At 67.5% G+C, this 21426-nt stretch carries 13 protein-coding genes; 2 read left to right on the top strand and 11 right to left on the bottom strand.

Features of this window, described 5'->3' with window-relative positions; translation table 11 throughout:
- Positions 1-87: 87 nt before the first annotated feature.
- Both DQ229_RS01090 and argE read right to left on the bottom strand, forming a co-directional pair.
- The gene (locus DQ229_RS01090; protein ID WP_114964427.1) at positions 88-1434 is read right to left on the bottom strand and encodes an NAD(P)/FAD-dependent oxidoreductase; all 1347 of its coding nucleotides are present in this window, start codon (positions 1432-1434) and stop codon (positions 88-90) included.
- On the bottom strand, positions 1431-2594 hold the full coding sequence (argE, locus tag DQ229_RS01085) for an acetylornithine deacetylase (protein WP_114964426.1): 1164 nt from the start codon (positions 2592-2594) through the stop codon (positions 1431-1433). Before argE ends, DQ229_RS01090 begins: the two co-directional genes overlap by 4 nt.
- Before the next feature lie 400 nt (positions 2595-2994).
- Here argE and DQ229_RS01080 point away from each other — a divergent pair, with 400 nt between their 5' ends.
- A complete protein-coding gene (locus DQ229_RS01080) occupies positions 2995-4164 on the top strand; it encodes an alpha-hydroxy acid oxidase (RefSeq protein WP_114964425.1) in 1170 nt (389 codons plus the stop codon).
- A 193-nt stretch (positions 4165-4357) separates the two neighbouring features.
- Here the strand turns inward: DQ229_RS01080 and ileS are convergent, their stop codons facing one another.
- From ileS to DQ229_RS01040, 9 genes are all read right to left on the bottom strand, one after another.
- Positions 4358-7321, bottom strand: coding sequence for an isoleucine--tRNA ligase (ileS, locus tag DQ229_RS01075; protein WP_114964424.1), 2964 nt, complete (start codon positions 7319-7321; stop codon positions 4358-4360).
- 338 nt (positions 7322-7659) lie between these two features.
- Positions 7660-7824 carry a hypothetical protein gene (locus tag DQ229_RS16205; protein ID WP_155326408.1) on the bottom strand — a complete coding sequence of 55 codons (165 nt, stop codon included), beginning with the start codon at positions 7822-7824 and terminating at the stop codon, positions 7660-7662.
- Between the two features lie 153 nt (positions 7825-7977).
- Entirely contained in the window at positions 7978-9372 is a 1395-nt protein-coding gene (gene lpdA, locus DQ229_RS01070) for a dihydrolipoyl dehydrogenase (protein ID WP_114964423.1), read from the bottom strand.
- A 141-nt stretch (positions 9373-9513) separates the two neighbouring features.
- Positions 9514-10098 (bottom strand): DUF924 family protein, encoded by a 585-nt coding sequence (locus tag DQ229_RS01065; protein ID WP_114964422.1) that lies wholly within the window; start codon positions 10096-10098, stop codon positions 9514-9516.
- Between the two features lie 255 nt (positions 10099-10353).
- Positions 10354-11796 (bottom strand): NAD(P)(+) transhydrogenase (Re/Si-specific) subunit beta, encoded by a 1443-nt coding sequence (locus tag DQ229_RS01060; RefSeq protein ID WP_114964421.1) that lies wholly within the window; start codon positions 11794-11796, stop codon positions 10354-10356.
- Positions 11797-11812: 16 nt separating this feature from the next.
- Positions 11813-13387 (bottom strand): Re/Si-specific NAD(P)(+) transhydrogenase subunit alpha, encoded by a 1575-nt coding sequence (locus DQ229_RS01055; protein ID WP_114964420.1) that lies wholly within the window; start codon positions 13385-13387, stop codon positions 11813-11815.
- Positions 13388-13555: 168 nt separating this feature from the next.
- Positions 13556-16420, bottom strand: coding sequence for an excinuclease ABC subunit UvrA (gene uvrA, locus DQ229_RS01050; RefSeq protein WP_114964419.1), 2865 nt, complete (start codon positions 16418-16420; stop codon positions 13556-13558).
- Between the two features lie 520 nt (positions 16421-16940).
- Positions 16941-19187: a hybrid sensor histidine kinase/response regulator gene (locus DQ229_RS01045; protein WP_238380912.1), complete on the bottom strand. Its 2247-nt coding sequence runs from the start codon at positions 19185-19187 to the stop codon at positions 16941-16943.
- 181 nt (positions 19188-19368) lie between these two features.
- The gene (locus tag DQ229_RS01040; RefSeq protein WP_114964418.1) at positions 19369-20541 is read right to left on the bottom strand and encodes an RsmB/NOP family class I SAM-dependent RNA methyltransferase; all 1173 of its coding nucleotides are present in this window, start codon (positions 20539-20541) and stop codon (positions 19369-19371) included.
- A 297-nt stretch (positions 20542-20838) separates the two neighbouring features.
- Between DQ229_RS01040 and hisB the strand changes: the two genes are divergently transcribed.
- The gene (gene hisB, locus DQ229_RS01035) at positions 20839-21426 is read left to right on the top strand and encodes an imidazoleglycerol-phosphate dehydratase HisB (RefSeq protein ID WP_114964417.1); all 588 of its coding nucleotides are present in this window, start codon (positions 20839-20841) and stop codon (positions 21424-21426) included.

Below are 21426 nucleotides of genomic sequence, written 5' to 3'. Positions count from 1 at the left end.
AACAGGCGGGCGGCGGGATCGTCTGCGCACGGCTGTTCCTTCTTCTTGGAAATAAATATCCATGCGCGGCTTCAGCCGGCGCGCCGGTCAGATCGCGGGGCTGGGCACGATGCGCGAGCCGTCGAAGAAGCGCGACAGGCGAAAGCGGTGCAGGTCATGGCCCACCGGGTTGCCAGCCACCATCTCGGCCACCACGCGGCCGATAGCCGGGCCGATGCCGAAACCGTGGCCGCTCATCCCGGTGGCGACAACCAGCCCCGGCACCTGATGCACACGGTCGATCACCGGCAGCAGGTCGGGCATGGTGTCGATCATGCCGCCCCAGGCCATGCGTAACCCCGGGCGCCCCAGGGTCGGGAAGACCTCAGCGAAGCGCTCGACAATCCGGGCGAGGCTGCGGCGGTTCGGGTCGGGGTTGAGCACGCGCATGTCCTCGAATGGGCTGCGCGCATCCAGGTTCCAGCCCCGCGGCGTGCGCCAGCCGTCGGGATAGCCGCGCGGCGCGAAGGGCTTGAGCCGTGTCGCCAGGGGATCGCTGCGCAACTGCGGCATGTAGCGGGTGAAATGGCGGAAGGCATCCGGCCCCAGAAGCAGATCATGCACCCCGCCCGGCGCGATGGTATAGCCGCCATCCTGCCGGCGCCGCAGGGCAAAGCGGGCCTCGGCCGCGGCGCCATCGAACACGCGCGGCAGCGCCGCGGTAGCGGCCGCCGTGGCCAGCACCGAAAGCTGCGGCAGCATGACCCCGAGGTTGCGCAAAAACAGCGCCGACCACGCCCCCCCCGCCAGCACCACATGATCGCAGGCGATACGCCCCTGCTCGGTCACCACGGCCGCCACACGCCCGGCGCGCAGGTCGAGCCCGCGCACCGCGCAATTCTCGACGATCGGCACACCGCGCCGCGCCGCAGCTCGCGCCAGCGCGGGCACGGCAAGCCAGGGTTCGGCGCAGGCGTCGCCGGGAGTGTGAAGCCCCCCTTTCCACAGCGCGGCGGCCTGCGGCATCATCCGGGCAATCTCTGCCCGGCCCACAAGCCGTGTCTCCAGATCATGGGCCTGTGCCGTTTCGAGCCAGTGCTCGTAAGCCGCCATCTCGCTTTCGCTGCCGGCCAGGTAAAGCACCCCGCAGCGGCGGTATCCGATGTCTTCGCCGCATTCGGCCTCGAGCTCCGGCCACAGTCGGGTGGCTTCCATCATGATCGGCAATTCATGCGGATCGCGGCCCTGCTGGCGAATCCAGCCCCAGTTGCGCGAAGATTGCTCAGCCGCCACGCGCCCTTTCTCGCAGATCACCACGCTGAAACCGCGCCGGGCAAGATACCAGGCGGTCATCACCCCGATGATGCCAGCACCGATCACCACCACGTCGGCCTGCGTGGGTGGCGGGCCAGGGTGGCTGACCGGCAGCTTGCTGGAAAAGGGAAACACACTCACGCGCGCAGCGACTCCACAAGGCGGCCCATGAATGCCTGCCCGGCATCGAACTGGGCGAGGCTGATATATTCATCGGCCTGATGGGCCTGGGCAATATCACCGGGGCCACAGATTACGGTCGAAAACCCGTGCCGCTGAAACTGCCCGCCCTCGGTGCCGTAGCTGACCGCACGGGCGGCGTTGTCACCCGTCAGCCTGCGCGCCAGCGCCTCGGCGGCCCCAGCCGGCTCGGGCTCCAGGGGCGGCAGCGCGTAATAGCGTTCAAGCACGATGCGGGCGGCGGGATGGATGGCCTGCATCTCGGCCTCGATCTCGGCCACGCGGGCCTCGAAGGCGGTGGTCCAGTCCTCGACCGACTCGCCGGGCACGACGCGGAACTCGATGGTGAAACGGCACGCGCCGGCGGTGATGTTGCCCGCGGTGCCGCCGGCGATGGTGCCCACATGCAGCGTGGTCCAGGGCGGGTCGAAGGGCGCAGTCAGCGGCCCCGGCGCGCGCGCGGCCCCGGCGGCATTCTGCCGGTTGGCCCAGTCGATCAGCCGCGCGGCCTGCATCACCGCGCTCACTCCCCGGTGCAGGATCGACGAATGCACCTCAACCCCGCGCACATGCACCTGATAGCCGGTGCCCCCCTTGTGCCCCGACACCACCTGCATCATCGACGGCTCGCCCACGATCACCGCATCGGCGCGCGGCAGCTTGGCGGTCATTTCCGCGATCAGGTCTTTCACCGCGACACAGCCGATTTCCTCGTCATGGCTGAGCGCCAGTTGCAGCGGACGATTCAGCCGCACCTGCAGCGCCTGCGGCACCGCCGCCAGCGCCAGTGCGACAAAGCCCTTCATGTCGCAACTGCCGCGCCCGTAAAGCCGCCCGCCGCGTTCGCTCAGCCGCCAGGGGTCGGTCGTCCACGCCTGCCCATCTACCGGCACCACATCGGTATGGCCCGAAAGCACCACGCCCCCTTCGGCCTCGGGCCCGACATGCGCATAAAGACTGGCCTTGTCGCCCCGGGCATTGGGCACGCGGCGGGCCTGCACGCCAAGATCGTCCAGATACCCCTCCACCCAGTCGATCAGCGCCAGGTTGCTGTCGCGGCTGACCGTGGGAAAAGCCACCAGCTTTTCGAGAATTTCACGGGCAGTCAGGGGCGCAGGCATCGCGAAGCCTCCGGCAAGCGGGATTCGCCGCCACAGTGGGCGCGCATTCCGGCAAGGTCAAGGCCACCCCCGCGCGGCGAAGCGCACCACCGCCCCCGCGCACGCCCCGGCGGCAAGACGGCCAGCCTCCGGGCAATCCGCCCGCGCCGTGGCGTCCCCACACCTTCACTGTGATGAAAATATCCGCGCCGCAGGCCCCCGCCAGCCATGGGCGCGCGGCCTTGCACAGCGTGTCCGGCCAGGGGCCAGAGCCTTGCTCCCGCCATGTCCCGTGAAGCTCGGGCGATCAGCCCGCGCCACCCGCCCCTTCGGTAACGGGCGCGCATCTCTGTCTTGCAAAAGACTGACGCCGCGGCGCGCCCCCCCTTCCCCAACCCGCTGCATCGCTTATAACAGCGCCATGGATCTTGACCTTACCTTCCCCGCCCTGAGCGACATGAAAGCCGCCTGCAAGCGGCGCATCCCGTATTTCGTGTGGGAATATGTCGATAGCGCCACCGGCAATGAGACCACCAAGCACCGCAACCGCGAGGCGCTTGAGCGGCTCATGTTCCTGCCCGCCGCCCTGCGCGGGCCGATCACTCCGGATCTGGGCACAAGGCTGCTGGGCCAGGACCATGCCCTGCCCTTCGGCGTGGCGCCGGTGGGCATGTCGGGGCTGATGTGGCCCGGCGCCGAGATCGCCCTGGCAGAAGCCGCCAGCGAAGCGGGCATGGTCTATTGCCTCTCCAACGTGGCCACCCGCACGCCCGAGGATGTCGGGCCCCATGTGGGCGCACAGGGCTGGTTCCAGCTCTACACCCCCAAGAGTGGCGATATCCGCCGCGACATCCTTCGCCGCGCGCGTGCGGCCGGGTTTCACACGCTGGTTGTCACCGTCGATCTGCCCGGCCCCAGCCGGCGCGAGCGACAGTTGCGCGCTAAACTCACCCTGCCGCCACGGCTGACCCCGGGGATGCTGCTGCAGATCGCGCGCTGCCCGGCCTGGGCGCTGGGCACGCTGCGCGTGGGCCGCCCCCGCCTTAAGATGATGGAAAGCTACATGAAGGCCGAGGGACCGACCTCCTCGACCGCGCATGTGGGCTACTTGCTGCGCGACGCGCCCGACTGGGATTATCTGGCCCGCGTGCGCGAGGAATGGGACGGCCCGCTCGTCATCAAGGGGGTCATGGAGGCCGATGTCGCCACCCGCGCCCGCCGAGAAGGGATCGATGCCGTATGGGTCTCCAACCATGCAGGGCGCCAGTTCGACGGCGCGCCGGGGTCGATCGACGTGCTGGCGGGCATCCGCGCCGCGGTCGGGCCCGATTACCCGCTGATCTTCGACGGCGGGCTCGAGACGGGCCTCGACATGCTCCGCGCCTTCGCGCTGGGGGCCGATTACGTCATGCTCGGGCGCGGCTGGCATTACGCGCTGGGGGCGATGGGGCCGAGGGGCGCCCCGCATCTGGTGCATGTGCTGCGCGAGGACCTGATCACCAACATGAAACAGATGGGCATCACCCGCCCCGGGCAAGCCGCCTCACGGCTCTGGCCCGCGCCCCCGGCAACCGCCGCGCCCGGCATCTGACCGGCACACCGGCTGAAGCCGTGTATGGATATTTATTTCCAAGAAGAATGAACAGGCGCGCGCAGGCGATCCCGCCGCCCGCCTGTTGCCGCCCCAGCCCCTTCTCTTTGGCGAAAATATCCTCGCCGAAGGCATGCGCCGCCGGCCACGGGAACCCCGCGCACGAACCTCTGGCGCGCGGGCCGGGTGGCTCTCAGCCCAGGGCGCTGCTGCAGCGTGCGCAGGTCGCCGGGTGGCTGTGTTGGCCTACATCGGGCAGGATCTTCCAGCAGCGTTGGCATTTCTCGCCCCTTGCGCGGTCGAACACCACGGCGACGCCCGTGATTTCAGCCAGTTCGAAGGCGTCCTTCGGAGCGGGGTCACCGCTGAGCGTCACGCCCGACGTGATGCAGAGATCGGCGAAATCGACCGTTTCCAGCGCGGCCAGCACCGCCGCATCGGCCAAATGCACGCGCGGCGCGGCCTCCAGGCTGGCGCCGATCACCTTGTCGCGGCGCTGCACTTCGAGCGCGGCGGTCACCACGCGGCGCGCCTTCCGGATATCAGCCCATTTCGACGCAAGCTCGGGGGCGCGCCATTCGTCCGGCGTTTCGGGCATGTCGTGCAGGTGCACCGAGTCGTCCGGGTCGGGGAAGCGCGCCTCCCACACATCTTCCATGGTGAAGACCAGCACCGGCGCGAGCCAGGTGGTCAGCCGATGGAACAGCAGGTCAAGCACGGTGCGCGCGGCGCGGCGGCGCTGGCTGTCCGGCGCATCGCAGTAAAGCGCGTCCTTGCGGATATCGAAATAGAAGGCCGAAAGATCGCCTGTGCAGAAGTGAAAGAGCTTCTGGAACACGCCCTGGAAATCATAGGCCGCATAGCCCTTGCGCACTTCCGCGTCCAGTTCGGCCAGCCGGTGCAGCACCCAGCGCTCCAGCTCGGGCATATCGGCGGGCGCGACACGCTCGGCCTCATCAAACCCGGCCAGATTGCCCAGCATGAAGCGCAGCGTGTTGCGCAGCCGGCGATAGCTGTCGGCCACGCCTTTCAGGATCTCGGGGCCGATGCGCAGATCGGCCGTGTAATCGGACTGCGCCACCCAGAGCCGCAGGATATCGGCGCCATACTGTTTGGTCACATCCTCGGGCGCGACCGTGTTGCCCAGCGATTTGGACATCTTCATGCCCTTTTCGTCGAGCGTGAAGCCATGGGTCAGCACGCCGCGATAGGGCGCGCGCCCCTTGGTCGCGCAGGCCTGCAACATCGAAGAATGGAACCAGCCGCGATGCTGGTCGGTGCCCTCGAGGTAGAGATCGGCAATGCCGTCCTCGGTGCCGTCTGCGCGGTCGCGCAGCACGAAGGCGTGGGTGGAGCCGGAATCGAACCACACATCAAGGATATCAAAAACCTGCTCATAGGCGTCAGGGTCGTGCAGCCCATCGAGCACCTCGGCCTTGAAATCGGGCTTGTACCAGACATCGGCGCCGCCCGCCTCGAACGCCTCGGCGATTCGTTCGTTGACTCGCTCGTCCTTGAGAAGGAAATCGGAATCAGTGGGTTGCGCCTCTTTCTTTACAAAACAGGTGAGCGGCACACCCCAGGCGCGCTGGCGCGAAAGCACCCAGTCGGGACGCGCCTCGATCATGCTGTAAAGCCGGTTGCGGCCGGTTTGCGGCGTCCATTGCACCAGCTTGTCGATCGAGGTCAGCGCGCGGGTGCGGATGGTGCGCTGGCCGGTCGGGCCGTCCAGCCCGTCGTCGAGCTCGCGGTCGATGGCCGCGAACCATTGCGGGCGATTGAGCCGGATCACCGGCGCCTTGGAGCGCCAGCTATGCGCGTCCGAGATGGTGAGGCGCTTCATGGCGATCAGCGCGCCGGCCTCCTTCAGCTTCTCGATCACCGCCTTGTTGGCGCCGCCGGGCTTGCCGTTTTCGCGCACCACCCGCTCGCCCCCGAAGAACGGCAGATCGGCGCGGAAGGAGGAATCGTCGAGGATGTTATGGGTCATCTCCAGCCCATGCGCGCGCCCCAACGCATAGTCATCATCGCCGTGGCTGGGCGCGGTGTGGACAAAGCCGGTGCCGGCATCGTCGGTCACATGCTCACCGGGCAGGAGCGGAACATCGTAATCCCATTCTCGCTGCGCGCCGTCGAGGCCGCGCAGCGGGTGCGCGCAGGTCAGCGCGGCCAGTTCGTCGGCGCTAACCGTGCGCAATTTCTCGAACGCTTCGACCCGTGCGGCACCGAAAACATCCTCGGCCAGTTTCTCGGCCATGAGGAAAGTCTCGCCCGTCTTTGCCCAGTTTTCCTCGGGCGCGTCGGTGACGCGGTAGAGCGCGTAGGCAATATCGGGGTTGAAGGCGATGGCGCGGTTCTGCGGGATCGTCCAAGGCGTGGTGGTCCAGATGAGGACAAAAGCGCTCGGAAGCTCCTCCATTTCTTTGCGGCGCATATCAACCGCCTCAGACTCACTTCCTGAAAGCGTCAAACCAACCACCGGAAACTTCACCCACACCGCTTCGGTCTGGCGGTCGTGGTATTCCACCTCGGCTTCGGCCAGCGCGGTCTTTTCCACCGGCGACCACATCACGGGCTTCGAGCCCTGGTAAAGCGTGCCGTTCATGAGGAATTTCATGAACTCCCCGGCGATCACCGCCTCGGCGTGGAAATCCATGGTCAGATAGGGGTTTTCCCAGTTGCCGGTGACGCCCAGGCGCTTGAACTCGTCGCGCTGCACATCGATCCAGCCTTCGGCGAAGCGGCGGCATTCCTGCCGGAAATCAATGAGGTCAACCTTGTCCTTGTCGAGCCCCTTGGCGCGGTATTGTTCCTCGATCTTCCATTCGATGGGCAGGCCGTGGCAGTCCCAGCCCGGCACATAGCGCGCGTCATGCCCCATCATCTGGCGCGAGCGCACCACCATGTCTTTCAGCACCTTGTTGAGCGCGTGGCCGATATGCAGGTGCCCGTTGGCATAGGGCGGGCCGTCATGCAGCGTGAAGGGGCCAAGCGGCCGCGCTCCGCGCGCGGCCTTGTCGCGCAGCCGATCGTAGATACCGATGCGCGCCCATTTCTCCAGCCAGGCGGGTTCGCGGCCGGGCAGGCCCGCGCGCATGGGGAATTCGGTTTCGGGCAGGGAAAGCGTGGCTTTATAGTCGGGCTGGTCGGCACACATCAGGGAATGTCCTTTGGCGGGTCCGGTCGGTCTGGGCTGGTTGCGAAAGCGGCGCGCAGGGGCTGCGCCATTTATCCCGGCGGCTCTGAGGCTCAGAGCGCCGGGCCGGTAATTCGCAGGGGCCGGATGCGATGCTGTGTCATGGGGCGCTGTATAGGACGGGTGTGCAGCACGGTCCAGAGCCTGTGCGCAGGCCGCAGCCGGAAGTGGCCGGACGGCGCGGCGGGCCTGCGGCCCTTGCCCCGCGCCGGTGCCTCCGGCGGGGATATTTTTGCCAAGAAGAAGACAGGTGCCGCGCCTTCGAGTTGCGGCTGCGCCGGGGCAGCGCGGCTCTCTGCTCAGATCGCGGCCCAGTCGGTGAAGATCAGCCGGCCTGCGGCATCGCGCGGGCCGCGCTGGCCGGGCGCCGCACCGGGAAACGGCCGCGTGGCCGCGGGCTGCGGGCGCAGCCGGATGCGGGCCTTGCCGGGGATACGGGCCTTCTGCGGGATGGGGCGTGTCATGCCAACCCTCCATTGCCGCGGCGTGGACAGCGCCGCCTTGCCAGTTCCCCCGAGAGGCCATGAAACGGGAAGAACCGGGCGCGGCGATGCCGGTGGCGGGGCAATTTCGTGGCGGCCTGGGGCCGTGCGTGCGGGCCCCGGGCAATCGCGCCCTCAGAAATGCAGCGCGCGCCCGTAGGCGTCGAGCACCGATTCATGCATCATTTCCGACAGCGTCGGGTGCGGGAACACCGTGTTCATCAGCTCGGCTTCGGTCGTTTCGAGCGTGCGGCCGATCACATAGCCCTGGATCAGTTCGGTCACCTCGGCGCCGACCATATGCGCGCCCAGCAGTTCACCGGATTTTTCATCGAAGATGGTCTTGATCATCCCCTCGGGTTCACCCAAGGCGATGGCCTTGCCGTTGCCGATGAAGGGGAAGCGCCCAACCTTCACCTTGAGGCCCTTTTCCTTGGCCTGCGCCTCGGTCAGGCCCACGCTGGCCACTTGCGGGTGGCAATAGGTGCAGCCGGCGATGGCGTCGGGATCCACGGCATGCGGGTGGCCGCCGGCAATGTGTTCGGCCACCATCACGCCCTCGTGGCTGGCCTTGTGGGCAAGCCACGGCCCGTTGGTCAGATCGCCGATGGCATAAAGCCCCTCGACCCCGGTGCGGCAGTATTCGTCGGTGACGACAAAGCCGCGCTCGACCTTCACGCCCAGTTTCTCAAGCCCGAGGTTTTCGGTATTGGCGATGATGCCCACAGCCGAAATCACGGTGTCGAAATCATGGGTTTCGGTCTTGCCGCCGGTTTCGATATGGGCCGTGACCTTGCCCTTGGCGCGGTCGAGCTTCTTGACCATGGCCTTGGACATGATCTTCATGCCCTGTTTCTCGAACGCCTTGCGCGCGAAGGCCGAGATTTCCTCGTCCTCCACCGGCAGGATGCGATCCATCACCTCGACAACCGTGGTGTCGGCGCCCAGTGTGTTGAAGAAGCTGGCGAACTCGATACCGATGGCGCCCGAGCCGATGACCAGCAGCTTTTTCGGCATCCGGTCGGCCTGCAACGCGTGGCGGTAGGTCCAGACCAGATCTCCGTCAGCCTCCAGCCCCGGCAATTCGCGCGCGCGGGCGCCGGTGGCCAGCACGATGGCGGGGGCGGTCAGATCCTCGGTGCCCTTGTCGGTCTTGACCGTGACCTTGCCCTTTGCGGGCAGCGTGGCCTCGCCCATGATCACGGTGATCTTGTTCTTCTTCATCAGGTGGCCGATCCCGCCCGAAAGCTGACCGGCGACCTTGCGCGAGCGCTTGACCACCGCGTCGAGGTCGAAGCCCACCTTCTCGGCGCTCAGCCCGTATTCCTTGGCGCGGTGCATCAGGTGGAACACCTCGGCCGAGCGCAGCAGCGCTTTGGTCGGGATGCAGCCCCAGTTGAGGCAGATGCCGCCCAGATTTTCGCGTTCGACGATGGCGACCGATTTGCCCAGTTGCGCGGCGCGGATGGCCGCCACATAGCCGCCGGGGCCGGCGCCGATGACGATCACGTCGAATGATTTGGCCGACATTACGGGCCCTCCTGTCAGGATGGTTTGATATTAAACTATTCCCCGGACCGAGTGAGCGCAAGCCATTCCCCAACCGGCGGGCGGGCGTGGTGGCCCGCCCCAAGGGCCGCACCGGCGGCGGCGCGGGGGCTCTGCCTTGTGTCAGGCGGCCTCGCGCAGTTCCTTCACCGTGGCGGCGTAACCGCCCTGGGCAAGATAGGCCTGCTCGTCGCGGGTGCTTCGCCGCCGCAGCACCGCATTGCGATGGGGAAAGCGCCCGAACTGCCGGATCACCGCGCGATGCGCCCGGGCGTGCAGCAGGTTGTCGGCCCCCGTTTCGGGCAGCCGCGTGAGAATCAGGCGCACGCAGCGGTCCTGGTCGGTGCGGTTCTCGGAATGCATGAGCGGCAGGTAGAAGAATTGCCGCACGGGTTCGGGCAGCCGCATATCCCAGCGGTGATGGATCGCCTTTTCCGCGACCTGCCGCGCCAGCTGATCGGTGGCATAGGCGCGGGCATCGTCGCGGAACATGTTGCGCGGGAACTGGTCGAGCAGGATGATATAGGCCAGCATCCCCTCGGGGCTGGTCTGCCATTGCTCCAGCCCGCCGCAGCGCCCCCGCTCCCAAAGGTCCAGGAACCTTTCGCGGATCACGGCATCGAGTTTCTCGCCGCCGCTATACCAGCCTTCGGGGCCAACTTCGTTCTGCCAGAAGTCGAGCACGATTTTCGGGTCGGGCGCGGGCATGTCATCCTCCGTCTGTCAGTGCCACTGGCCGGGCATGATGGCCGTCATGGCAAGGGTTGCAGGATTTGCAGCACATGGCAAGTTCCGCCGGGCGCGCCTTGCGGGTCATCTCCGTTGGATGCCGGGTTTTCCGCCCACCTGCCACTGTGAGAGGCAGACAGGCCCGGGCCGGAACGAAAAACGGCAGGCCGGGTTTTCCCGCCTGCCGTGTCCGGGGCCGCAGCGGCCCTGGAGAATAGCCTTTGGCCCTTCCGCTCAGTCGACCAGCGGCAGCAATGCGTTCAGGCTGTCCTTGGCATCGCCGTAGAACATGCGCGTGTTCTCCTTGAAGAACAGCGGGTTCTCGATCCCCGAGTAGCCAGTGCCCTGCCCGCGCTTGGAAACAAACACCTGCTTGGCTTTCCAGACCTCCAGCACCGGCATCCCGGCGATGGGGCTGTTGGGGTCGTCCTGCGCGGCGGGGTTCACGATGTCGTTCGAGCCGATCACGATCACCACATCCGTGCTGGGGAAGTCGTCGTTGATCTCGTCCATCTCGAGCACGATGTCATAGGGCACCTTGGCCTCGGCCAGCAGCACGTTCATGTGCCCGGGCAGGCGGCCCGCCACCGGGTGGATGGCGAAACGCACCTCCTTGCCCTTGGCGCGCAGCTTACGCGTCAGCTCCGACACGGCACCTTGCGCCTGCGCCACCGCCAGGCCATAGCCCGGCACGATAACCACGCTGTCGGCCTCGTTCAGCGCCGCAGCGACGCCGCCAGCATCGATGGCGACCTGCTCGCCCTCGATCTCGGCCGCCGCGCCCTGCGGGCCGCCGAAGCCGCCCAGGATCACGTTGAGGAACTTGCGGTTCATCGCCTTGCACATGATGTAGCTCAGGATCGCGCCCGAAGAGCCCACCAGCGCGCCGGTGACGATCAGCAAATCATTCGACAGCGTGAAGCCGATGGCCGCCGCCGCCCAGCCCGAATAGGAGTTGAGCATCGACACCACCACCGGCATGTCCGCCCCGCCGATCCCCATGATCAGGTGATAACCGATGAAGAAGGCCAGCGCGGCCAGCACCAGCAGGGTCCAGAATCCCGCATCGTTCATGTAGGCGATCGCCATGACCAGCGACAGCGCCGCCGCGGCTGCGTTGAGCATGTGCCCGCCGGGCAGTTGCCTGGGCTTGCCATCGACCGAACCGGCCAGCTTGCCATAGGCGATGATCGAGCCCGTGAAGGTGACCGCCCCGATGAAGATCGCGAAGATGATCTCAAGCTGCAGGAAGGTCAGCTCGGCCTGATCCTTGGTCGCCACCAGCGCGGCGAAGGCCGAATACTGCATGTCGGTCAGCCCGGCGGCCCGATCGCCCAGCACCCGGATACGCTCCAGATCGGCGTTCCAGGCCACGAAAACGGCGGCGAGGCCGACAAAGCTGTGCAGCGCCGCCACCAGTTGGGGCATTTCGGTCATCTCGACGCGCTTGGCCACGCGCCAGCCGATCACCGACCCGATCACCATCATCGGGATCATCCACCAGTAGCCGCCGATACCGGGGCCAAAAGTGGTGAAGAACACCGCCACCGCCATGCCCACGATCCCGTACCAGACCGCGCGCTTGGCTTTCTCCTGATTGCTCAACCCCCCCAGCGAGAGGATGAAGAGCACACTTGCCGCAATCGCCGCGGCCGAGACAAATCCTTGACTTAGCATCCGCTCTCTCCCGGCCTCAGGATTTCTGGAACATGGCGAGCATCCGCCGCGTCACGACAAAGCCCCCCACGATGTTGATCGTGGCGATCAGCACGGAAATCGCCGCCAGCACGACGATGATCCAGTTGCCCGAGCCGATCTGAAGGATCGCCCCCAGCACGATGATGCCCGAAATCGCGTTGGTCACCGCCATCAGCGGCGTGTGCAGACTGTGGCTCACCCCCCAGATCACCTGGAAGCCCACGAAACAGGCCAGCACGAAGACGATGAAATGCTGCATGAACGAGGCCGGCGCAATCTGCCCAAGAAGCAGCATGAGCCCGCCCCCGACCGCCAGCAACGTCACCTGCGCCTTGGTCTGCGCCTGAAACGCCGCCGCCTCGGCGGCACGCTTCTCGGCCGCTGTCGGCTCGGGCTTCTTTTCCTTGGGCTTGGCCGCCGCGATCGCCGCGACCTTGGGCGGCGGCGGCGGGAAGGTGATTTCGCCCGCATGGGTCACGGTCGCGCCGCGAATCACGTCGTCTTCCATGTCATGGACGACGACACCGTCCTTCTCGGGCGTCAGGTCGGTCAGCATGTGGCGAATGTTCGTGGCGTAAAGCGTCGAGGACTGGGTCGCCATCCGGCTGGGGAAATCGGTGTAGCCGATGACCGTCACGCCATTGTCGCTGACGACCTTTTCATCCGCGCGGGTCAGATCACAGTTGCCGCCCTTTTCCGCCGCAAGGTCCACGACGACCGAGCCGGGCTTCATCGCCGCGACCATGTCCTCGGTCCAGAGCTTGGGCGCGGGGCGGCCCGGGATCAGCGCGGTGGTGATGACGATGTCCATTTCGGGCGCCAGTTCGCGGAACTTGGCAAGCTGCGCCTCGCGGAACTCGGGGCTCGACGGCGCGGCATAGCCGCCCGTGGCCGCACCGTCCTGGGTGGATTCGGCAAAGTCGAGATAGACAAACTCGGCGCCCATCGATTCGACCTGTTCGGCCACTTCGGGGCGTACGTCGAAAGCGTGCGTCACCGCGCCCAGCGCGACGCTGGTGCCGATGGCGGCCAGCCCGGCCACACCGGCGCCCACCACCAGCACCTTGGCCGGCGGCACCTTGCCCGCCGCCGTCACCTGCCCGGTGAAGAAACGGCCGAAATTGTTGCCCGCCTCGATCACCGCGCGATAGCCGGCAATGTTGGCCATGGACGACAGCGCATCCATCTTCTGCGCGCGCGAGATGCGCGGCACCATGTCCATGGCGATGACCGTGGCACCCTTGGCGCGGCACTGCTCAAGCAGCGCCTCGTTCTGCGCCGGCCAGAAGAACGAAATCAGCGTCTGGCCCTTGCGCAGGCGCTTGGCTTCGGTCTCGTTGGGCTCGCGCACCTTGATGACGATGTCGGCGGCCTTCCACAGCGCCGCGGCGGTCTTGACGACCTCGACCCCGGCGGCCTTGTAATCCGCATCCGAAAACCCGGCACCTTCGCCCGCGCCGCTTTCGATCAGACATTCATGGCCAAGCTTCGCAAGCTGGCCCGCGCTTTCAGGCGTGAGCGCAACGCGGCGCTCTCCCTCGAAAATCTCGGATGGACAACCTATACGCAATGATCTTCCTCCGCTGCGTGGTCCCTGGTGGCGGCACCCCTGCCGTGGCGGGGGTCATACAGCCATGAGGCCACATTCACAAGGCGGTGACCCCGTGCAATCCCGGGACCATTGCGCGCAGGACTTCTGCCGCCATCGCATCGGCGCCAGACAAGAAGGCGAGAGGCGCTATTCGGCCGCCAAGCCGCGCGGGCGCAGCATCTGCGCAATATAGCGCCCGGTATGGCTGGCCTCGGCGGCGGCCACATCTTCGGGCGTTCCGGTGGCCACGATCTTGCCGCCGCCGTCGCCGCCCTCGGGGCCGATGTCGATGATCCAGTCGGCGGTCTTGATGACATCGAGGTTATGCTCGATCACCACCACCGTGTTGCCCTGATCGACCAGTTCGTGCAGCACCTCCAAGAGCTTGCGCACATCCTCGAAATGCAGCCCCGTTGTCGGCTCGTCCAGGATATAGAGCGTGCGGCCCGTAGCCCGCCGCGCCAGCTCCTTCGAAAGCTTCACGCGCTGCGCCTCGCCGCCCGAAAGCGTGGTCGCCTGCTGGCCCACCTTGATATAGCCCAGGCCCACCCGCATCAGCGCATCCATCTTTTCGCGGATCGACGGCACGGCCTGGAAAAACGCCTGCGCATCCTCGACCGTCATGTCGAGCACATCGGCGATGCTCTTGCCCTTGAACCTGATCTCCAGGGTTTCGCGGTTGTAGCGCGCGCCCTTGCAGGTCTCGCATTCCACATAGACGTCAGGCAGGAAATGCATCTCGATGCGGATCAGGCCGTCGCCCTGGCAGGCCTCGCAGCGCCCGCCCTTGACGTTGAAGCTGAAGCGCCCGGGCTTGTAGCCGCGCGCGCGGGCCTCGGGCAGGCCGGCGAACCAGTCGCGGATCGGGGTGAAGGCGCCCGTGTAGGTCGCCGGGTTCGAGCGCGGCGTGCGGCCGATCGGGCGCTGGTCGATGTCGATCACCTTGTCGAGATGCTCCAGCCCCTTGATCGTCTCGCAAGGCGCGGGGGTCTGGCGCGCGCCGTTCAGCCGGGCGCTCGCGGTCTTGAACAGGGTCTCGATGGTCAGGGTCGATTTGCCCCCGCCGGAAACGCCGGTCACGCAGACCAGCTTGCCCAGCGGGAACTCCGCCGTCACATCGCGCAGGTTGTTGCCGCTGGCCTTGACCACCGTGAGCGTCTTGCCATTGCCCGCGCGCCGTGTGGCGGGCACCGGGATGCGGCGGGTGCCGGCCAGATACTGCCCGGTGACCGAGGCCGGATCGGCGGCGATCTCGTCGGGCGTGCCCTGCGCCACCACGCGCCCGCCATGGACCCCCGCGCCGGGGCCGATGTCGAACACATGATCGGCCGCGCGAATGGCCTCTTCGTCATGCTCGACCACGATCACCGTGTTGCCCTGGTCGCGCAGGTTCTTGAGCGTCTGCAACAGCCGGTCATTGTCGCGCTGGTGCAGCCCGATCGAAGGCTCGTCGAGCACATAAAGCACGCCCGTCAGCCCGCTGCCGATCTGGCTGGCCAGCCGGATGCGCTGGCTTTCGCCGCCCGAAAGCGTGCCCGCCCCGCGTGACAACGTCAGGTAATCGAGGCCCACATTGACCAGGAAGCCCAGCCGCTCGCGAATCTCTTTCAGGATCGCCCCGGCGATGGCGCGCTTTTGCTCGGTCAATTGGGCCGGCACCGCCTCGGCCCAGTCCAGCGCCTCGCGAATCGACATGTTGCTGACCTGCCCGACATGCAGCCCGCCGATCCGGACTGCCAGAGCCTCGGGGCGCAGCCGGAAGCCGCCGCAGGTGCCGCAGTCGCGCTTGTTCTGATAGCGCTCGAACTCCTCGCGCACCCAGGCGCTGTCGGTCTCGCGCCAACGGCGTTCCATGTTGGGGATCACCCCCTCGAAAGGGCGCGTGACCTTGTAGACGCGCCCGCCCTCGTCATAGCGAAACTCGATCTCCTCGCCGTTCGAACCATGCAGCAACACCTGCTGCACATGCGGGGCAAGGTCGCGCCAGGGCGCGCGCGCGTCGAATTCGTAATGCCGGGCCAGCGCCTCGATGGTTTGCAGAAAATAGGGCGACTTGCCCTTGCGCCAGGGCGCGATGGCGCCGTCGGCCAGTCGCAGCGCCGCGTCGGGGACGATCAGGCGCTCGTCGAAGAACAGCTCCACCCCCAGCCCGTCGCAATCCGGGCAGGCACCGAACGGGGCATTGAAGGAAAACAGCCGCGGCTCGATCTCGGGGATGGTGAAGCCCGAGACCGGGCAGGCGAAATTCTCGCTGAAGGTGAGGCGCTCTGGCTCCCCCTCGTCCTCGCGCGGGGCGGTTTCCAGCACCGCGATGCCCGAGGCCAGATCGAGCGCGGTGCGCAGGCTGTCGGCCAGTCGGGTCTCCAGCCCCTCGCGCACCACGATCCGGTCGACCACCACGTCGATGTCGTGGCGGTATTTCTTGTCCAGCACGGGCGGTTCTTCGAGATCGTGAAAGGCGCCGTCGACCTTGACGCGCTGGAACCCCTGCTTGCGCAACTCCAGGAATTCCTTGCGGTATTCGCCCTTGCGGTCGCGCACGACGGGGGCCAGCAGATAGGCGCGGGTGCCCTCCTCCATCGCCATGACGCGGTCGACCATATCCTGCACCTGCTGCGCCTCGATCGGCAGGCCGGTCGCGGGGCTGTAGGGGGTGCCCGCGCGCGCGAACAGCAGCCGCAGGTAGTCGTGGATTTCCGTCACTGTGCCCACGGTCGAGCGCGGGTTCTTGCTGGTGGTCTTCTGCTCGATGGAGATCGCGGGGCTGAGGCCCGAGATGTGGTCGACATCGGGCTTTTGCATCATGTCGAGGAACTGACGCGCATAGGCGCTGAGGCTTTCGACATAGCGGCGCTGCCCTTCGGCATAGACCGTGTCGAAGGCCAGGCTGGACTTGCCCGAGCCGCTGAGGCCGGTGATCACCACCAGTCGGTCGCGCGGGATATCGACATCGACACCCTTGAGGTTGTGCTCGCGCGCGCCGCGCACCGAGATGAATTTCTGTTCGGCCATTGGCTGCCCCTCGTCACGATCCTCACAGACATAGGCCAGGGCGACCGAGTCTCCAACCGGAAAATGTGAACATAGTGTGAACAAACGCAGCCGTGAGCAAGCCGCCGCCGTCCTGTCCGGCCCTGCAGGCCGCGCCGGGGCGCGGACGCGGCCGGCCTGCCTTGGGTGCAAGGCCGCGCCAGTGGCAGGCCACGGGCTGTTGAACCCGGCAGCGGAACAGCAGCGCCTCTTGCGGGCCAAACCCGCGTGAGATGCGAGCGAGGCGCAGACATCGAGCAATCGCCAGGCCGCGAGGGCGGCCTGGCCAGATGGCGCGGCGGGCCTGCCGGCCCTTTATTCCGCGCCGGTGCCTCCGGCGGGGATACTTTCGCCAAGAAGAAGGGCAACCTCGCGCCTTCGTGAAGCGAAGGACGCGGCGCGACCGCCGCTGACGGGCCCCGCAGATGCCTGAAGCCGTCAATGCCAGGCGCCGCCGATACCAACCCCCGTCAATGCCTGTCGCTGTCAATGCCTGACGTCGTCAATGAATCTGCCGCTCCACCATTTCGGCCAGCTCATTGAGCGAGAAGGGCTTCGGCAAGAAGGCCGAATTCGGTATCTGCGCCGCACCGCCGGAAAGCGCATCCTCGGCATAACCCGAAACGAAGATCACCTTGGCCCCGGGGCGGTCCGACAGCGCCTCGCGCACCCAGCTTGGCCCATCCTTGCCGGGCATGATGACATCGGTGAGGAACAGATCGACCTTCAGCGCGGGGTCGCGCAGGGTTTCCAGTGCGCGCTCGGCGCTGTCGGCCTCGATCACCGTGTAGCCGCGCATCCTGAGCGCGCGCGAGGCGAAGGCGCGCACCGGCGCTTCGTCCTCGACCAGCAGGATGACCCCTTCGCCCGCGCCGACCGGCCGGGCCGAGGGCGCCGGGCGCGGCGGCGCAGGCTCGGGTACGAAATCGCAGGCCGGCAGGTAGATGCTGAACGTGGCCCCCTGCCCCGCGACGCTGTCGGCAAAGATGAACCCACCCGTCTGCTTGATGATCCCGTAGGCGGTGGACAGGCCCAGCCCTGTGCCTTCGCCAGCGCGCTTGGTCGTGAAGAACGGCTCGAACACCTTGTCGATCTTGTCGGGCGCGATGCCCTCGCCCTGGTCGCTGACCTCGATCACCACGTAATCGCCCGCCGGCACGCGGGCGCGGTCGCGCTCAAGGTCTTCGCGCAAGGTGCGGTTCGCGGTCGAGAGGCGGATCTCGCCCCCCTGCGGCATCGCGTCGCGCGCGTTCACCACGAGGTTCACCAGCACCTGTTCCATCTGCCGCCGGTCGGCCCTGACCATGTGCAGCTCGGAGTCATGCGAAAGCGTGAATGTCACCTTTTCGCCCACCAGCCGGTTGAGCAGGTGGGTCAGGTCGGAGAGCGTGTCACGCAGGTCGAAGACCGCGGGCTTGAGCGTCTGCTTGCGCGAGAATGCCAGCAACTGCCCCACCAGGCTGCCCGCGCGATTGGCGTTCTGATGGATCTGCACGAGGTCGGCGTAATCGGCATCGTCCTTGTCGTGGCGCAGCAAGAGCAGGTCACAATGGCCCGAGATCGCCGTCAGCAGGTTGTTGAAATCATGCGCGACGCCCCCGGCGAGCTGTCCGATGGCCTGCATCTTCTGGCTCTGGGTGAATTGCGCCTCAAGCGAGCGCAGTTCGGTCGCGTCCTGCAACACGGCGACGAGGCCGGGGCGCCCCTCGCCCGCGATGCGGCGCAGCACCACCTGCACATGGGTCTCATCGTCGCGGCGGCGCGCGCGCACCGTCTGCGGACGGTTCTCGGCATGGCCGGCCATCACGTCGGCAAGCCAGTCGCGGATCGGCCGGCCCGGCCCCTCGATCAGGTCGCCCAGGGCCAGGTCCGGCATGTCTTCGAGGCGGGGCGGCAGGCCCACCAGGTCGCGCGCCATGCGATTGGCTTCGATCAGCGCGCCGTCGGGCGCGGCCTTGATCAGCGCCACCGGCAGATCCTCGAAATCGCCGCGCGCGGGGAGCGCGCCTTGCTCTCCCTCGGGCATCGGCAGCAGGTAAATCTCGCGCCGGCCGCTCGCCCCCTCGACCTCGGCGACCAGGGCGCGCAGCGTGCCTTCGGCGCCCGAAACCTCCGTCACCTCGCCCGAGCGCAGCGGCAGATAGGGAAAGACCCGGTCGATCGAACGCATGCGCCCGCCGACAATCCGGCGCAGCGCATCGTTCATGAAAAGGATCGTGCCGTTCTTCGAGGCAGTGAGCATCGGCAGACTCAGCCCCTCGGCGCCGCGGCCGCCGCTGCTGCTGCGCTCGGCCATTTCCTCGAGCCGCCAGAAGAAATCCTGCGCGCCCATGCGGTGGACCGAAAGCCGCACATGCCCCTGCCGGGTGACAACATCCTCGCGCGCGGCGCCCAGCGCGCTGGCCCGGTTCTGCAGGCGGAAGAGCACCGCCGCGGGGTTGGCGAAACTGTTGCCCAGCGCGCGTAGCAGCGTGCGCCCGTCATGTTCGCCGAAGCGTTCCGCCGCCGCGGCGTTCTGATAGCCGATGCAGCCGTCGGCATCGGTGCAGAAGGCCGGCGCCGCGTCCTGCCCGACCAGTTCGTCCAGCTGCTCGGCCAGAGCGCCCTGCGCGCGCAGATGCCGCCGCGCCAGCCACAGGATCAACAGCCCGAGGCAGAACAGCGTGGCCGCCACCGATGCCAGCACCAGGCTGACCATCGGCTCGGCCACCAGCCAGGCCGTGGCCCCTGCCCCGGCGGCCGCGATCATCAGCGGCCAGACCGAAGCCGAGAGCGACAGGGCCATGCGCCCCATCGAATGCGGTTCGAGCGCCGTTTGCGACACCTGAGTGCCCCCCAAGATCAGGATTCGTCGCGCTCCATTCCGGACACAAAACCTTAAACCCTGATTAACAGCAGCGCGCCACAACCCATGATTGCGTATACCTCGCTCAATCTCTCGTCAAGAGTGCAAGAAAGAACCCGTCCGCCCCGTCGCAGGGCAGCCAGCGCCGTTGCAGTGTGCAGCGCCATTCCGGCGCCCCGGCGAGAAAACGCGCCACGGCGGCCTCGTTCTCTTCGCGCAGCAGCGAGCAGGTCACATAGGCCAGCAAGCCACGCGGCGCGATAAGGCCTGCGCCCTCTTGCAGTATCTGCGCCTGCGTGGCCTCCAGTTGATGCAGCCGCGCCTCGGTGAAGCGCCACTTGGCCTCAGGCGCGCGCCGCCAGCTGCCCGAGCCGGAACAGGGCACATCCAGCAGCACCAGGTCGAATGGCCCCGCGGCGCGCAGCGCATCGCCCGCAAGCGGCGTGATCGCCGCCCCGGCCCGTGCCGCGCGTGCGGGCAGATCGGCCATGCGGGCCGGGTCCGCGTCATGCGCAAGGATCGCCCCCCCGGCCCGCGCAGCCATTGCCAGAGCCTTGCCGCCACCCCCGGCGCAATAATCGAGCACCCGCTGCCCGGCGCGCAGCGGCAGCGCCGCAACCACGGCCTGCGAGGCGGCGTCCTGCAACTCCACCAGCCCGGTCAGATAGGCCTGTGTATGCTGTACGCGGCGGGCGTTCGCCGTGACCTCGAGCGCGGTGTCAGCAATCGCGGATGGCCGGGTCTCAACCCCTTCTTCGGCAAGAGCCGCGCGGGCCGCCTCGCGGCTGGCACGGGCCAGATTGGCCCGCAGAAAGACGGGCGCACGGTGGCGCAGGGCTTCCATCACTGGCGCGAACCGCGCCCCCAGGGCCGCGCGCAATCGCGGCGCAAGCCAGTCGGGGCAATCGAGCGCCACGTTCTCGGGCAGGTCCGGCTGGTGCGCCAGCAGCGCGGCCTCCTGCGAGGTCAGCGGCGGCGGCGCATGACGCGCGCCGCTGAACTGTTCCGCCACATCCTGCCCCGCAGCGCGCAACGCGCCGATGATCAGCGCCCGGCCGCTCTCGCCCCCGCCCAGCGCCGCGCAGGAGCGCCAGCAGCGCAGCACATCGAACACATGATCGCGCACCGCCGCGCGGTCTTTCGAGCCGGCAAAGCGGCTGGACCGCGCCCAGTTAAGCAGCGCCTGTTCGGTCGGCGCGCCAGCGGTGATGCGGTCGAGCACCTCGATTGCGGCCTGGAGGCGGGCGGCTGGGGTCATGCGCTTGGCCTTTTGCTTGCAGCGGCGGTGCGGCCGACTTGGCCGGCAGCGCGGCGCCTGTCAATGGCCGGAGGGCGCGGCGCGAGCAGATCACGCGGGCCTGGGGTGCGACCCTTGCGGCCCGGCTTTGCCGCCGCGCGGCCCCGCTGCGGGCGCGCGCGGCACTGCGGACCCGGCATGTGAGTTGGTGCTTTCCTGCCAACACTCCGGCCTGCGCGCGCGGGCCCGGGCCATCCGGTCTTTTCAGCACGCCCCGGCCTGCCTATAAGCGGGGCTCGAACACATGGAGGCCCCGTGATGCGCGCAGGCGAAATCACCCGCAACACCACCGAGACGGAAATCACCGTCCGCGTCGATCTGGACGGCACCGGCAAGGGCGAGAACGCCACCGGCGTGGGCTTTTTCGACCACATGTTGGACCAGCTGGCGCGGCATTCGCTGATCGACATCACACTGCGCGCCAAGGGCGATCTGCATATCGACGATCACCACACGGTCGAGGATTGCGGCATCGCGCTGGGCCAGGCACTGGCACAGGCGCTTGGCGACAAGCGCGGCATCCGCCGCTATGGCGCCTGCCTCTTGCCGATGGATGACGCGCTGGTGCGCGCCGCGCTCGACCTGTCGGGCCGGCCCTTTCTGGTGTGGAACGTGGGCTTTCCCACCCCGAAGATCGGCACATTCGACACCGAGCTTGTGCGCGAGTTCTTCCAGGCCTTCAGCACCCATGGCGGGATCACGCTGAATGTGGCCACGCTCGATGGCGCGAACAGCCACCACATCGCCGAGGCCGCCTTCAAGGCCGTGGCCCGCGCCCTGCGCGACGCGGTGGAGCCCGACCCGCGCGCGGGCGATGCCATCCCCTCGACCAAAGGGGCGCTGTGA

The sequence above is a fragment of the Alkalilacustris brevis genome (assembly GCF_003350345.1).
GTDB classification, from domain to species: Bacteria; Pseudomonadota; Alphaproteobacteria; order Rhodobacterales; family Rhodobacteraceae; genus Alkalilacustris; species Alkalilacustris brevis.
The sequence above is the reverse complement of the archived record's forward strand: the minus strand, read 5'-3'. Positions and strand labels throughout refer to the sequence as shown.